The organism is Spiroplasma sp. ald (genome assembly GCF_044714355.1).
Classification (GTDB): Bacteria; Bacillota_I; Bacilli_A; order Mycoplasmatales; family Mycoplasmataceae; genus Spiroplasma; species Spiroplasma phoeniceum.
The window spans coordinates 1-14782 of record NZ_RXFY01000018.1; the positions used below are offsets into that span (position 1 = coordinate 1).

At 29.7% G+C, this 14782-nt stretch carries 18 protein-coding genes; 1 reads left to right on the forward strand and 17 read right to left on the reverse strand.

Annotation, left to right across the window (positions count from 1 at the left end):
• Window positions 1-119: 119 nt before the first annotated feature.
• The 17 genes from EHU54_RS01785 to EHU54_RS01865 all read right to left on the reverse strand — a co-directional run bounded on the left by EHU54_RS01785 (window position 120) and on the right by EHU54_RS01865 (window position 14286).
• Window positions 120-545, reverse strand: a complete 426-nt coding sequence (locus EHU54_RS01785; protein ID WP_400248630.1) for a hypothetical protein — start codon at window positions 543-545, stop codon at window positions 120-122.
• Window positions 539-1027 carry a hypothetical protein gene (locus EHU54_RS01790; RefSeq protein ID WP_400248631.1) on the reverse strand — a complete coding sequence of 163 codons (489 nt, stop codon included), beginning with the start codon at window positions 1025-1027 and terminating at the stop codon, window positions 539-541. Before EHU54_RS01790 ends, EHU54_RS01785 begins: the two co-directional genes overlap by 7 nt.
• On the reverse strand, window positions 1027-1296 hold the full coding sequence (locus tag EHU54_RS01795; protein WP_400248632.1) for a hypothetical protein: 270 nt from the start codon (window positions 1294-1296) through the stop codon (window positions 1027-1029). The genes EHU54_RS01790 and EHU54_RS01795 overlap by 1 nt, the downstream gene beginning before the upstream one ends.
• A 95-nt stretch (window positions 1297-1391) precedes the next feature.
• A complete protein-coding gene (locus EHU54_RS01800) occupies window positions 1392-1892 on the reverse strand; it encodes a deoxycytidylate deaminase (RefSeq protein ID WP_400248633.1) in 501 nt (166 codons plus the stop codon).
• On the reverse strand, window positions 1880-3271 hold the full coding sequence (locus tag EHU54_RS01805) for a rhomboid family intramembrane serine protease (RefSeq protein ID WP_400248634.1): 1392 nt from the start codon (window positions 3269-3271) through the stop codon (window positions 1880-1882). Before EHU54_RS01805 ends, EHU54_RS01800 begins: the two co-directional genes overlap by 13 nt.
• Before the next feature lie 6 nt (window positions 3272-3277).
• A complete protein-coding gene (locus EHU54_RS01810) occupies window positions 3278-4198 on the reverse strand; it encodes an RluA family pseudouridine synthase (RefSeq protein WP_400248635.1) in 921 nt (306 codons plus the stop codon).
• On the reverse strand, window positions 4191-4778 hold the full coding sequence (gene lspA / locus EHU54_RS01815; protein ID WP_400248636.1) for a signal peptidase II: 588 nt from the start codon (window positions 4776-4778) through the stop codon (window positions 4191-4193). The genes EHU54_RS01810 and lspA overlap by 8 nt, the downstream gene beginning before the upstream one ends.
• Before the next feature lie 30 nt (window positions 4779-4808).
• Window positions 4809-7535, reverse strand: coding sequence for an isoleucine--tRNA ligase (gene ileS, locus EHU54_RS01820; RefSeq protein WP_400248637.1), 2727 nt, complete (start codon window positions 7533-7535; stop codon window positions 4809-4811).
• 234 nt (window positions 7536-7769) lie between these two features.
• Entirely contained in the window at window positions 7770-8174 is a 405-nt protein-coding gene (locus EHU54_RS01825) for a hypothetical protein (RefSeq protein ID WP_400248638.1), read from the reverse strand.
• Between the two features lie 12 nt (window positions 8175-8186).
• On the reverse strand, window positions 8187-8936 hold the full coding sequence (locus EHU54_RS01830) for a S4 domain-containing protein (protein WP_400248639.1): 750 nt from the start codon (window positions 8934-8936) through the stop codon (window positions 8187-8189).
• The gene (locus EHU54_RS01835; RefSeq protein WP_400248640.1) at window positions 8929-9366 is read right to left on the reverse strand and encodes a cell division protein SepF; all 438 of its coding nucleotides are present in this window, start codon (window positions 9364-9366) and stop codon (window positions 8929-8931) included. The genes EHU54_RS01830 and EHU54_RS01835 overlap by 8 nt, the downstream gene beginning before the upstream one ends.
• Window positions 9367-9368: 2 nt before the next feature.
• On the reverse strand, window positions 9369-10598 hold the full coding sequence (ftsZ, locus tag EHU54_RS01840) for a cell division protein FtsZ (RefSeq protein ID WP_400248641.1): 1230 nt from the start codon (window positions 10596-10598) through the stop codon (window positions 9369-9371).
• Window positions 10599-10656: 58 nt separating this feature from the next.
• The gene (locus tag EHU54_RS01845; protein ID WP_400248642.1) at window positions 10657-11979 is read right to left on the reverse strand and encodes a cell division protein FtsA; all 1323 of its coding nucleotides are present in this window, start codon (window positions 11977-11979) and stop codon (window positions 10657-10659) included.
• A 31-nt stretch (window positions 11980-12010) separates the two neighbouring features.
• A complete protein-coding gene (rsmH, locus tag EHU54_RS01850; protein WP_400248643.1) occupies window positions 12011-12952 on the reverse strand; it encodes a 16S rRNA (cytosine(1402)-N(4))-methyltransferase RsmH in 942 nt (313 codons plus the stop codon).
• 3 nt (window positions 12953-12955) lie between these two features.
• The gene (gene mraZ / locus EHU54_RS01855; protein WP_353486778.1) at window positions 12956-13387 is read right to left on the reverse strand and encodes a division/cell wall cluster transcriptional repressor MraZ; all 432 of its coding nucleotides are present in this window, start codon (window positions 13385-13387) and stop codon (window positions 12956-12958) included.
• Between the two features lie 204 nt (window positions 13388-13591).
• Window positions 13592-13768 carry a 50S ribosomal protein L32 gene (gene rpmF / locus EHU54_RS01860; RefSeq protein ID WP_400248644.1) on the reverse strand — a complete coding sequence of 59 codons (177 nt, stop codon included), beginning with the start codon at window positions 13766-13768 and terminating at the stop codon, window positions 13592-13594.
• Window positions 13768-14286 (reverse strand): DUF177 domain-containing protein, encoded by a 519-nt coding sequence (locus EHU54_RS01865; RefSeq protein WP_400248645.1) that lies wholly within the window; start codon window positions 14284-14286, stop codon window positions 13768-13770. The genes rpmF and EHU54_RS01865 overlap by 1 nt, the downstream gene beginning before the upstream one ends.
• A gap of 200 nt (window positions 14287-14486) precedes the next feature.
• Between EHU54_RS01865 and EHU54_RS01870 the strand changes: the two genes are divergently transcribed.
• Window positions 14487-14782, forward strand: a 296-nt coding sequence (locus tag EHU54_RS01870; RefSeq protein ID WP_400248646.1) for a transposase family protein, incomplete at its 3' end; no start/stop codon positions are given.

The following is a 14782-nucleotide window of genomic DNA, read 5'->3' on the forward strand; positions in this document are numbered from 1 at the left end:
AGATTTTTAACAAAAATCATTTTTCGTGGTGCTGAAATAACTACATAATTTAAAAAAATTATTTTTTTTTGAAAAAATAGTTGCAATTTTTAATAAAAAATATATTATTGACTTAATATTTACTTTACATTAGGAATTATTTTTGCTTTATATTTTAATGGTTGCTGATGTGTTGCTAAATAAGCATCCAAATCTGCTTTCGAATATTTATGATTATTTAAACATAATGTTGCAATTACAATATCAAACACAGGGCCAAGAATTCAAATTCAATTAAAACATACTAAAGCAATTGAACAAAAGCCAACCACAATTCGAGCTCAATAAAGATTTTTTAATCCTAAGATGGCAAAAATTAAGGTAATAATACTAAAAGCTAAGACAAGTTCTTTTTGATAAGGATAATTTAAGATTTTTGACCACATATCACGATAAACATAATATAAAACGGAAAAAATAATATTAAAAATAGCAACTACAATCGCTAGAATCATAGCAATTTTACCTTTTTGATCTAATTGGCGATGTTGTTTAATATTTATCATAATTTTAATTTGATCAACTTTGGTAATATTATTTTCTTTAATTTGCTTACGAAAATAAAATAAGTTATTAATTCAGATATAAAAATATTGAAATGAAGTACATAAGGGAAAATTAACACTGAGCCAACAGCTAATAAGGCAAAACCATTTGTTACATAAAAATTTAAGAAAAAATAAGGAAATAGAGTATTGTCTGGTTGGTGGTCACTATGTCGAATATAACCACGAATTAAAATACAAATTAAATATAGGGTCGGATATAAACAAATTAATCAATAATTAGTTTTATGATGGATTTCAAATTTGTAAAATATATCACCAGCGGTAACAATATAACTTAAAATCATTGCAATCGGAATAATGGTATGCAAAATAAATGTTGAAATTCATTCATAAACACTCATATTTGTTACTATATCACCTTGCACTGCTAATCCTAATCAAAATACTAGCATTGTCATTGTAATATAAACTGTTACCATTAAGCGAATAATAAAATCTGGTTTTGTATTTTTAAATTTTTTTTTTGAAATAAATAAAAAATAAAATAAACAAAAACTAGATAATTTGTTTGTGTTGTAAAATATGAATAATAATGGCTTAAACGCTCTCCATAACTTGGTAACTGCCCATAAATGCCACTTTTTGTTTTTAACGCTAAAATAAAATCACAAACTAAAAAAGCAAAAATTAACATAATACCAATAATACGATAAATTAATAATTTCCGATCTGTAAAAAAATGCTTCATCTTAAAAACTTTTCTTTCTCTAATAATTTATAAAAATAAGTTAATAAAGGATTTTGATTTTATTTGATAATTTATAGTTTTATTTGTAAATCTAATTATTTTTCTTCTTGTCGTTCGACTATAACATTAATAGCTGGTAAGCAGCGATAATGCACTTGTGCTTGGTCAAACATCCGCTTTGCTGCTTGATTATCATCGCTGCCTTCGTATTTGTCATCATCATAAATAACTTCTTTAATTCCAGCTTGAATGATGATTTTTGTACATTCTGCACAAGGAAATAAGGTTGTATAAATTCGACAATTTTCTAAATTTGTTCGTGCACTTAAAATGGCATTTAATTCAGCATGAGCAACATAAGGATATTTTGTTTCTAAATATTCCCCTTCCCGTGCTCATGGAAAATCATCATCATTTAAACCACGGGGTAAACCGTTATAACCTGTCGCAATAATTTGCCCAATTTGGTTAACAACACAACTCCCAACTTGTGTATGTGGATCTTTGCTTCGCATTGCACAAACATGCGCAACACTTAAGAAGAAATCATCTCATGATAAATAATCATTACGTTTTTTTCCTGTTACTGTTGTCATAAATTAAAGATTCCTCCTTTAAAATTAGAAAAGAGATCACTAAAACTAGACTGACTTTGTAACAAAAAGATTGGTCAATTTGCTTTTGGATAAAAATAATAATTATTTAACATTTCCTCAATTGCACTCTTTTCCATCAAACCTGCACGTCAATAACTTAATAATGCGTCAATAATAGCACGATTATAGGGTGGAACATAACGTATTCATAATAATGCAATTGTACTAACCACAATCATTGTTACAATAATAAAAACTGGATATAATATTGTTCAATTAACACGATGTGAACGGTTAAATTCTAAACCATAACCAAGCGCACTACCAACAAAAAAACCAACAAAATTAATTAAATAAAATGAATAACCTAAAAAGATTGGCATTATTAGCAACCACAGCATAATAATTAAAGTTCGTTGGTTGGCAATTAACACCCCTAAATCTTCTTTACCATAGTTATAACTAAACAAACTTCCTCATAAAATTGCTAATAAAATAGTTGATCCGCCAAAAATTCAATTTGGTAATACGGCTGCTAAAAATACTCCGGCTAAGGGGATCCCAACTACTAAAATGACTGATAATCGTCAACGCCCCAACAAAGCTTCTGCATAACGAGCAACACTAAAAATCATAAATAAATTTAAAACTACTAACAATGGGTTACTGGAAAATAAAACATATGTTCATAATCGCCATCATTGATTATTTCAAATTAATAAATCACGAGTAACACTACCATAAACTAATTGCGTTGCTCCTTCACTTAAGCCTTGAGTATTAAAAATTTGCGCACCAAAAAAGATTCCAACAATTGGAATAATTAATAATAAAGCAATTAAAACTCATGTAACACCAAGGTTATTGACACTTAATTTATCACTTAGTTGCTTTAAATTTTTTGTTAATTTACTATTAGGGTCTTTAATCCCATCTAAAATTTCCTCAGTTGTCATCCCCGCCATTGAAGTATCATTTTCATTATTTTCTTGCAACATTGTAATGTTCGGATAATAAGTACTTAAACGGTCAAGATAATTATTTTTGTCAACAAATAATGTTACATCGCCACTATCATCTTTATAAATCTGCGAACGATTTTCAATTAAAATAATTGATAAAATAGTAAGTTTTGCGCGTTGAAATTTTTTATTTAAAAAAGTCTTTAACGTTTGCACAACCTCATCATTAATGATGAAATCATTAAATTTACCACTAAAATTATCAATAATTTTAATAATTTGAAATTCTTTACTATCAACTTTATATAAATAAACATTATTATTATTATTATTGCGTGGTTTACTTTTATAAACATTGTATTTTTCTTGTTTTAAAAAATAATCAACTAGAGATAATTTATCTTTATCAAAACTCATTGTTTTCTATCCTTTCGCGCATAATATTGCTAATCTTTGTTCAAACTCTTGTGGTAAGGCTGCTGTAATGGTCAGAGTTTCTTTAGTAACTGGATGAATAAATCTTAATTGATACGCATGCAGATATTGTCCAAAACTTTCTTTTTTATCAGCGGCTGTGCCATATAACGGATCACCAACAATAGGATGGTTAATGTATTTTAGATGGGCTCGAATTTGATGAGTTCGCCCGCTTTCTAATTCACACTTTATATAAGTATAATCATTAAAGCGTTCAATTACAAGAATATTAGTTACTGCTTTTTTAGAATTTTTTGCTGTAACTGTCATTTTCTTGCGATTATTAGGGTCACGGCCAATTGGCGCATCAATTTTAGCGCGATTTTCAATAATTTGACCATGAACAAGCGCTAAATAGCGGCGTTGTAATTGCTTTGTTTGAATTTGTTGTTGTAGTTGATGATGAACAACATCATTTTTAGCAATAATTAAAGTTCCTGTCGTTTGGCGATCAATGCGATGGACAATTCCTAGACGTTGCTCACCACTGGCAGTTGACCATTGCACTCCTCGTGCTAATAAAGCATTAACTAAAGTATCATTCTGGTGTCCTGGTGCTGGATGAACAACTAAATTATTTGGTTTATCAATCACCATTAAATAACTATCTTCATACAAAATTGTTAATGGGATTGGCATTGGTGTTAATTCACTTGCTTTAGAATTTGGAAATTCAATGCGAACATGGTCTCCAATTTGACTAACATAATTTGCCGGCACAACTTGTCCATTAACTTGAACTTTCTCTTGCTTAATTAATGCTTGGATTTTAGTTCGCGAAAAAGGAGTGGGATTTGTTTTAAAATAATCAGTTAAAATTTTATCAATTCGAGCTGATGAAGAAACAGTAAAGGTAATCTTAGTCATTTGGTTCAAAATGCTCTTCGCGTTTGCTTCGTGCTCGCTCACGATAAAACTGAATAATTTCAATAATAATAGCAAAAATTAAGACAATAACACCAAAAGTTACTCAAGTATCAGCTAAATTAAACACACTATAAGGGGAAAATAAAATTCATGCTAGAAAATCAACAACCCCACCATGGTTTCACATACGGTCAATTAAATTACCAAACCCACCAGTTGTAATCATCATTAAACCAACAGCAGCAGTTTTATTATTAATATATAAAAGAATACTAAATGCAAACAAAGTAATAAAAACTGCACCAATAATAACAAGCGGAAGATTATCAGCATTTGTTCCAAAAGCAATTCCTTTATTAACCATAAATTTAAAATTAATAAATCCATCCAAAAATTTAACTTCGGGAGCTGCTGGGTCATGGAACAATAAATCAAAAGCTAATTGCTTCGTAATAATATCTAATATTAATAACGAAATAAAAATTGGTAGACAAACTTGGAGTTTATATTTTCAAATATAATCTCGATTTTTAAAATGGTCTTTAAAATCATATCAAAATTGTTTTGTTCGTTCTTTCATTTGCTTTTGACTCCTTTTTCGTTTTATATATTATCGCACATTTTTTATCGATAAAACATTAAAACAGCGATCACAAATTTCATTATTTTGGACATTTAAATGATTATAAATTATTCAACAACGTTGGCATTTTAAACCAGCTTTTTCTTGAACTTTTAAAAAACTAGTTTCATATTCTGTTAAGTTCTGATGGTCAGTAGTAAAAATAATTTCACTAACAATAAAAATTTGATATAAATCCTTAATTGCTGCTAAACTTGCATAGGCTGGTTTTAAAGCAATCGTTACTTGACATTCTAATGATTTTTTAATTTCTTTTTGTTCACGACGACATTCTAATTCTTTATTAACATCATCTCGTAATTTCAGCACTTGGTCTCATTTTGCAATTAATTTATCATTAATAGCCATTGTTAAAACAAAATTTTCTTCTAAATGAACCGAGCTTTGTTGGTCGGGATATGTAATAAAGCGATGACTTTCTTCAACTGTATGCGGAATAATTGGTTTTAAAACATCAACTAAAATCCGATATAAATAATATAATGTTGTTTGTACCGCACGACGACGCGGTGATTTCATTTCCTCAATATATAAAATATCTTTTGTAAAATCTAAATAAAATTTTGATAATGTTGTGGTAACAAAATTATTAATTAAAGTATAAACATTATTAAAATTAAATTCTTCATAACTTTTATTTACTTTTTGTTGAAATTCCTGCGCTAAATGTAACACATAATAATCAACCTCTCCTAATTTTGATTGTAAATCAGTTGCTGGATTAAAATCATTTAAATTTGCTAATAAAAACCGTAATGTATTACGAATTTTTCGATAAGCTTCCGCAATTTGTTTTAAAATTTCTGGCCCAATTTTAACATCATCACGATAATCAACCGAAGCTACTCACATTCGTAAAATATCAGCCCCATACTGGTCAGTAATTGCTAATGGTGAGATAACATTTCCCAATGATTTACTCATTTTGCTGCCTTTTTCATCATTAGCAAAACCATGTGATAAAACAACTTGGTAAGGAGCATGACCTGTCGCCACAACCGAAGTAATTAATGATGAATTAAATCATCCTCGAAATTGGTCAATTCCTTCCAAATAAACATTAACGGGATGGGGTAAATGATATTCTTTTGTTACTGCTAAATTACTAACACCACTATCAAATCAAACATCCATAATATCTTGCTCTTTTCGTCAATTGCGATTTTGATAAGCTGGTGGCAACAATTGATCAGTACTTCATTCAAATCAAATATCAGTTGTTTTTGTTTTGGCAAATAAATTAATTACATGTTCAATTAATTCTGTTGTAAATTGTGGTTGATTATTTTCATCGTAAAAGGCAATAATTGGTACACCCCATAATCTTTGACGAGAAATACATCAATCCTGACGATTTTCAATCATTGTTTCCATTCTTTTTGCTGCTCATTGTGGATTTCATTGTACTTGTCTAATTTCTTTTAATAATTCTGGCTTAATTTTTTCAATTGAAACAAATCATTGTGCCGTTGCACGATAAATAACTGGTTTTTTTGTTCGTCAATCAATTGGATAACGATGTTTTGTAAATTTTAATTTTAACAAAGCGCCATTTTGTTCTAATCGTTGACCAATCATTTTATTTGCATCTTCATAATAAACACCAACTAAACTATCATCTGCTACTTCTGGAGTATATTTTCCAGTATCATCTAATGGTGCAAAGATTGGAACATTGTTCGTACGGGCAATCAAATAATCATCTTCACCAAATCCCGATGCGATATGGACAATTCCTGTCCCAGCTTCAACAGTAACATGGTGGCCAAGAACAACAGAACTATCGCGGTCATATAAAGGATGTTTTGTAATAATTTCAACTAATTTAGCACCAACTACTTCTTGTACAATTTTAACTTTTTTCCAATTTAATAATGTTTGTAACTCGTCAAATAAAGCCTTAGCAAATAAGTATTTTTCACCTTCAACAAGAACTTCAACATAAACAACATCTTTTCCAACCGCTAACAATTGATTCATTGGAATTGTTCATGGTGTTGTTGTTCAAATTAAAAATTTTGTTCCTGGTTTAATCACCTTATTTCCTGTTGTTACTGTAAAAGTTACATAAATTGATGGTGATGTTAAATCAGCATATTCAATTTCTGCCTCCGCTAAAGCTGATTCACTTGAAGGTGATCAATAAATTGGCTTTAATTGCCGATAAACTATTTTTTTTTGAACCATTGTTTGAAATAATCGTAATTGTTCTAATTCATATGGCAAATCTAATGTTACATATTTTTGCTGAAAATCACTAAACAAACCTAATCAACTAAATTGCGTAATTTGTTTTTCAATTTGGTCTAAAGCATATTGACGACAAATTTGGCGAAAGGCAACTGGTGGAGTTGTTTTCCGATCAACCCCGCTTTTAACAACAGCAGTTTCAATTGGCAAACCATGCGTATCTCAGCCACAAATTCATGGACTATAAAATCCTTTTTGATTATAATAACGAACAATAAAATCTTTTAAAATTTTGTTTAACGCATGACCAACATGTAAATCCCCATTTGCATAAGGAGGACCATCATGTAAAATAAAGGGTTGGTTGTTAGCATTATGTTGATAGCGCCCTGAAACAACATTTGTTTTAAGTCACTCTAACTGAATTTGCGGTTCTTTTCCTGCCAAGTTAGCTTTCATCTCAAATAAGGTATTGGGAGTTAATAATGTATCTTTATAATTCATCAGTGTTTTTTCCTTTCTGTCATAAAAAAAGTAAGACTATAAGAGCGCAAATGCACGGTACCATCTTACTTTATAAATATTGTAATAATATTTACCTTTTTTTCTTTATTTTAAATTGTAAAAACAAGAGATAATTATTTGTCTTTTATGATTAGCTCACATCATCCTAATCTTGCTGTAATAAAACGAGCAAATAACCGTGGTTTGTTTTCTTATAAATAAATATTACACTATTTATTTAATTTTGTTAATAATTTCTTTTTTAATCAATTCTGTAATTCGTTCACCATCATTAATGGAAAAGGCATAAATGCGCTTATTTCGTTCTAAAAAATCATCAATTACTTTTAACACATTCTGGGGATTATGCCGATTATGATCAATGTCATCAAGTAATACTGCAATTTCTTCTTTAAAAGCATAAGAAAAATCAACTGCTTTCATAATAATCCGTCCTGCATTATGACTTGCAACTTCAAATGTTTCGCGTGATTTTTCAATATTATACCGTGAAATATGCTCTAAATGTTGTAATTCTTGTAAACGCAACATTAATTGGCGATTATCGTATGTTAATTTTTCTATAATTTCATTTTGTTCATAAATAATTGTCCGTAAATCTTTCTCTTGTTCTGCCATATTTTCCCTACTTTATGCAAACTTTGCAATTGTAATTCGATAATGTTGATTTTTTGATGGTAAAATTGCATTAATTTTAAAACGACCATACCGTTTTATTGATATTATAATATCACAAGCAACTTGAAAAGTCTTATTATTTACCACTGAAAAATTAACATAAACATAATTTTGTTCAACATATTTTTGTGCTTGTTGGCGTGAAACATTGCAAAGGGCACTTACCACAGCATCTAAGCGTAAACTTTTTACTGTTTTTACAAAAACAGTAAATTGATATTCAATAACAACAGGGACAGGGTTAATAGTCCAAGTTAATAAGTTCTTTTGAATAATTAATGGAGCATTAATAAACACTGGCATAATTTTCTTTAAAACGCTTAAATATAAATCATTTGCTGTGATATATAAATCACCAATCACTCGCATTTCTAATTGTAATTGGTTTAAAATAAAACCAAGCACCTGATGATGTTGAAAAAAATGCGGTGTTGGTTGTTTCGCATGTAAAATAACCATATTATCGTGCTTAGCATTAAAACTAACTGTTGCTCGAAAACCATTTGTTAATGGTTTATGAATAAAATAATTAGTAATGTTTTCTTGTACCAAGATTGCTTGCAAAATTGCAATTTGACGTAAATCAAGAAAATCTGTGTTAACAACTTGCCCACGGTGGGCTTGTTCACATCATCCTTTAATTTTATTAATTAATTCATAATCTTGCTGATAATGTTGCAATAATTGTGTCTTATTAAGCATTTTTTTGAATTGTAAATTGATAAGTTCTATGTTCAATTTTTTGAACATCACCATTAAAAGCATACATCATACCACTAATAAAATCTAATAGCCGTACCCGTTCTCCTTTTGGTAACTTCTCTAAATGAACAATTAATTGCCCTTTTGTCAATAATAAATCAGCCATTTTGGGAGCATCATTATAACTATCAGCAATAAAACCAGTTGTAAGTACACTTGTGTTACTACTAACTTCAGAAGAAGGCTGTACTTCGCTTTCACGCTCAAAATTCACCTTTTGAAAGGGTGTTTCTGGGGCAAGAACAGGTTTTGTTAATGGTTGTTCTAATGGTTGATCACTATGGACAATTGGTGCGGTTGGGCTATCATTAAAATCAATTCGTGGTTGAGATTCGTAAATACTTCGTTGTTTTTTCTTAAAAATGCTCATTATTATCAACTACGACGAACAAATGGTGGTAAATCATCATCATCGTCATGTTCAACGACTTGATTATTATTAACATGTTTTCGTCACGCATTAATCCGACGGTTTGCATTCGCTGTTTCACGTTCAGCATTTTCAGATAAATTAGTGAAATAACTTGGCCGTTTACGAGCAACATCTTGATCATTGTCATCACTAACCTCAGCATCCCGTGTTGGGCGTGGTGCTGGTGCTTCGTATTCTTCCATTGAAGCACGATAACCATTATCTAGATTAGTAAAATTTTGTTCTTCATCGAACCCAGTTGCAATGACAGTTACAATCATTTCATCATCTAAATGCTCATTAACTGCTGTTCCAAAAATAATATTAACTTCGCCACCAATTGCTTGTTTAACAATATCAACAGCATCATTAGCATCATTTAAGGTTAAGGTATTACCACCAGTAACATTAATAATAGCATCACGAGCACCACGAATTGATGCTTCTAATAATGGAGAAATAATTGCTTTATTAGCAGCTTCAATTGCTTTATCTTTACCTGAACCAATCCCAATGCCAAATAAAGCATTCCCTTTATTTTTCATCACGGTCTTAATATCTGCAAAGTCTAAATTAATTAAGGATGGTACTGCAATTAAATCAGTAATGGTTTGAACTCCTTGGCGTAAAATATTATCTGCTTCTTTGAATGAATCTTTTAATGGGACACCACCAATTACTTCTAATAAGCGATCATTTGAAATAATAATTAATGAATCAACATGTTTACGTAGTTCTTCGGTTCCTTGAATAGCATAACTATTGCGCGCACGTCCTTCAAATGAAAATGGCGTTGTAATAATTCCAACGGTTAAAGCACCCTGTTCTCTGGCAAGTTTGGCAATAATAGGAGCAGCCCCAGTTCCAGTTCCACCACCCATTCCAGCGGCGACAAAAACCATATCTGCCCCTTTTAAAGCGTCTTTAATTTCCTCTGCTGATTCAATTGCTGCTTGACGACCAACATCAGGATTAGCACCTGCTCCTAGCCCTTTTGATGTTTCTTTACCTAATACAATTTTATTTTTTGATTTTGAAACACCAATAATCTGGGCATCAGTATTAGCAACAATAAATTCAACCCCTTGTACGCCTGCTTCAATCATCCGATTGACAGCATTATTACCAGCACCACCAATACCGATAACTTTTATTGACGCGACTTGTTCATAATTATCAAAATTGTCCATAACCTTAATTCCTCCATTTTTTATATATTACTATTTATTTAATATTTTGGTAGTATTTTTATTGATATTGTTGCGAACCGTTTAAATGCTGGTTACTTAGCGGCATAACCCCTTGTGCCGGATTAGCATTGCCACCTGGTTGATGATGCTCACCATATTCGTCATTTCGTGGTCCTTTTTTATCACCATTATTATTTAAATAACGAATATAACGATGATCAACCGATTGAATATTTGTTGCACTAACTTTATTTGCTAAATGTTGATAATAAATATTTCCCAATAAGCCAATACATCATGTTTCTTTTGCTCCTAATGTTGAAGCAATATAAACGGTAACATTTTTATCTTTATTTAATGCCAACAAATTTTCTTTAAACCCACTAATTCGTAAAATTTCACCAACAACAACCACTGGATAGTTATAGTGCCCTAAGCTATTAGCTAACTTTTCACTCAATGTTTCCATTTCTTCTGTTAAAACATGATTAACAATTCGTTTTAAATCATAATGGGTAAAATTTAATTGTGTTTGTTGCTGTTGATCATATTTGCTATAAATAATTAAATTATCTTTACTATTATTATTTAAATTAATAATTTTATATAAATATTTTAGTGCTTGCTTATTATCACAACTTAAGACATTACGTAATCGCGTAATTATTTTTTTAATACCACCCGGAGTAATAATTTGTTCACATAAAGTTTCACGAATAAAAACATAAGCGATAGTATTATCATAATCTCAATTAATAATTGTAATTCCATTTTGCAAATCAACTGGTGATGCAATATTTCACGCAAGACTAAACCCTTCTGGAAGGATACCCATAACTTCAATTTTGGCATATTTAAGTGTCGCAAAAATACTTTGAACAATCTGTTTTTTTGTTACATAAACAATTGCCTTAATACGTACTTTGTGCGCCGCCTGCCCTATTGGTGGCGCTGATAATGCTTTTTGTTCATTAAGAATGTAACGATATGGTCTAATAAAAAAAGCAGTTTCATCATCTAATAAAGGAACTTCTTTTGCTAATGTAATTAATGAATCAATATCATTTTTCGTAATTAGACGATCATGTGTTAAATTTAGCATTTTGGTTGAAGTTTTAATTGTCATATTATTTGCTGGAATACTAATTGCCACCCGTTCAATTACAATTCCTAATTGTTGATTTGCATCTTTAATTAAATTAACTAATTTTTTAGCCACATTTTTTTCATCAATAATGATACCATTATCACAAAAATGATATTCAAGATGCCTTTTATAAAGCACTTTAATTTGTGATTCAGTATAAACACCAACCATAAAACTAAAACTATAATTTTTAATTTCTAACACAGAATATACTTCTTTTAACTTATAATCCACTTCGTTCACCTCCTTTTCAAATTTTAGAATATTATTTCAGCCGTTCTAATATTCTTAATTTAGCACTTGTACTTCGATGGTTGTTTGTTTGTTCAGTTACCGAAGGTACAATTGCTTTCTTAGTAATAATCTGATAATCACTTTCAAAATGTGATATTACTGGTAGCTGTTGATTTATTTCATAATTAGGATCTTTTGTTAAACTTTGAAAATATTTTTTAACAATACGATCTTCTAATGAATGAAACGAAATTACAACTAACCTACCATGCACCGCTAATAAAGTTGTTGCTTGTCGTAATGATTCTTGTAAAATAAATAACTCTTGATTTACTTCAATTCGTAATGCTTGAAAAACTCGTTTTGCTGGATGTTTTGCCTTTTTTAAAATCTTTTGTGGCAAACTTTTTTTAATAATTTCAACAAGATGGAAAGTAGTAACAATTTCTTGTTCATTACGAGCAATAACAATGTTTTTTGCAATTACTTTTGCAAATGGTTCTTCACCATAATCTTGAAAAAGTTTTACTAAAGCTTCTTGCGAATAAGTATTAACAATGGTTTTTGCTGTTAATCCTTGATGTTGATTCATCCGCATGTCCAATGGACTATCATAGCGATAACTAAAACCACGGTTATCATCATCTAATTGTGGTGATGATACTCCGAGATCATATAAAATACCATTAACTGCTTTAACATGTCGTAGTTGTAATTCAGCAGCTAAATTAACAAAATTATTTTTAATAATTTCATAATTACGATATTTACTCTTCTGCAAAATTTCTTCAGAAGCAACAATTGCTGCTTCATCTTGCTCAAAGCAATATAACTTTCCATTTGGAAGATGCTTTAAAATTTCAAGACTATGTCCGGCTCGCCCTAAGGTACAATCAACATAAATTCCATTGTTTTGAACATTTAAACCGGCAATTGCTTCTTGTAATAAGACTGTCTGATGTTTAAATTCCATACGTTAAATTTTTTCCTCAAAATTTTTTGCCGCTTCTTCGATTCCTGGTGCTTGTTCAATGTATACTTCTCAAACTTTCGGATCTCATAATTCCAAGTGGTCATTGTTTCCAATAATAACAACATCTTTTGTAATATTTGCTTTATTTTGCAAAATGGACGAAATTTTAATTCGTCCAGCATTATCGAAAGTAGTTTCATCAGACATTGACATAATTTTTCGTGTCAAAGCCCTTCCTTCGGCTGTGGCTTGTCCAGTTGAAGCAACTTTTTCTGTTCACTTTAACCATTCAGCTTCATTACGAACATCAATACAACCATCAAAACCAAGAGAAATAAAGACTTTATCATCTTTAAACTGTTCTCTCATTTTAGAAGGAATTGTTAATCGTCCTTTATCATCTAATGTATGATTGTAAGTTCCTAATAATGCCATTTTGTCCCATTCTCCCCCACTTTCATACATATTGTATTATACTCTTTCCCATATTGCAACACTTTTCCCAAAAAATTTTTTACAAAAAAAGTCCTACTACTGGACCAATAATTTAAAGGCTTTTTTAAGCAAGATAAATTATAAATACAACATTAGTTAAAAAAAAGAATCTCTTGATCCTTTCCTATAATTAGTTATTATAACCTAATCAACTCTAATAACTTTTTTATCCTTATAATATCCACATTCACGACAAACTCTATGTGGTTTAATTAATGCTCCACAATTTTTACATGCTATCAAAGTTGCTCCAACTAATTTAAAATGTGTTCGGCGTTTTCTTTTTGCCTGTTTGGATGTTTTTCGAAATGGTACCGCCATTATTTCTCCTCCTTTGTTGTTTTAACTAATTTTCCGTGTAATTGTTCTCATCGTGAATCCGCTTGAGCTGCTTGATACGCTGCAAATTCTTCCTCAGAAAAAACTTGCCAAGTTGAATCACCACCAATTATTTTATCACTATTTTTAGATAAATTAATAGGAATGTTCATAATTATTTCATCTCATGCACATTTTATTATATCAAAATTTTGCTCATTTAAGTAATTAATATCACTTTTTTTATAAAATTTAAAACTATACTCATCATTTCATTCTAAATTAATTGAAACAGCAAAATTTTCTAATGTCTGAGCATCCTCAACAACAACTTCGCCAATAATTGTTGCAATAATATTAATTGCATTAAGATTTGGATGATAAGTAATTATTCCCTTAATATTAACATCTTTGATTCCTCTAATATTAACCGAATAATCTAGTAATTCTGGGCTAATATTTAATGGTATATCGACACTAACTTGCGGTTGTCTAATAAAATCTGTTTCTGTATAAATCATTTTGTTCCCTCATTATTTTGTTGACTTTTGTTGCCAAATTTGAATAATCTTACCCTAATAAATCTTTTGTTAAATTATTCATTAATATAATATAATATATTTATACATTTATTTTTATAAAATAGACTTCTTGCATAACCTAGTTATTTTAAAATTCCTATAAAATATATTTAAAATAGAAATTATAGGAATTTAAAATTATGAAATTTGATAAATTTGATTTTATTAATGATAAAGAATTATTCCGATTAACAGGAATAAAACAAGCCACTTTTAATAAAATGTTAGATATTTTAAAGGTTGCTGAAATAGAAAAATTTAAAAAAGGTGGCAAAGCTAACAAATTATCACTAAAAAATCGATTATTTATGACTTTATCGTATTGACGAGAATATCGTACTTTTTTTCATCTTGGTAAAAGTTTTGATATTAGTGAGGCTAGTTGTTATCGCAATGTCAAATGAATTGAAGATATTTTAATTAAAAACTCTGATTT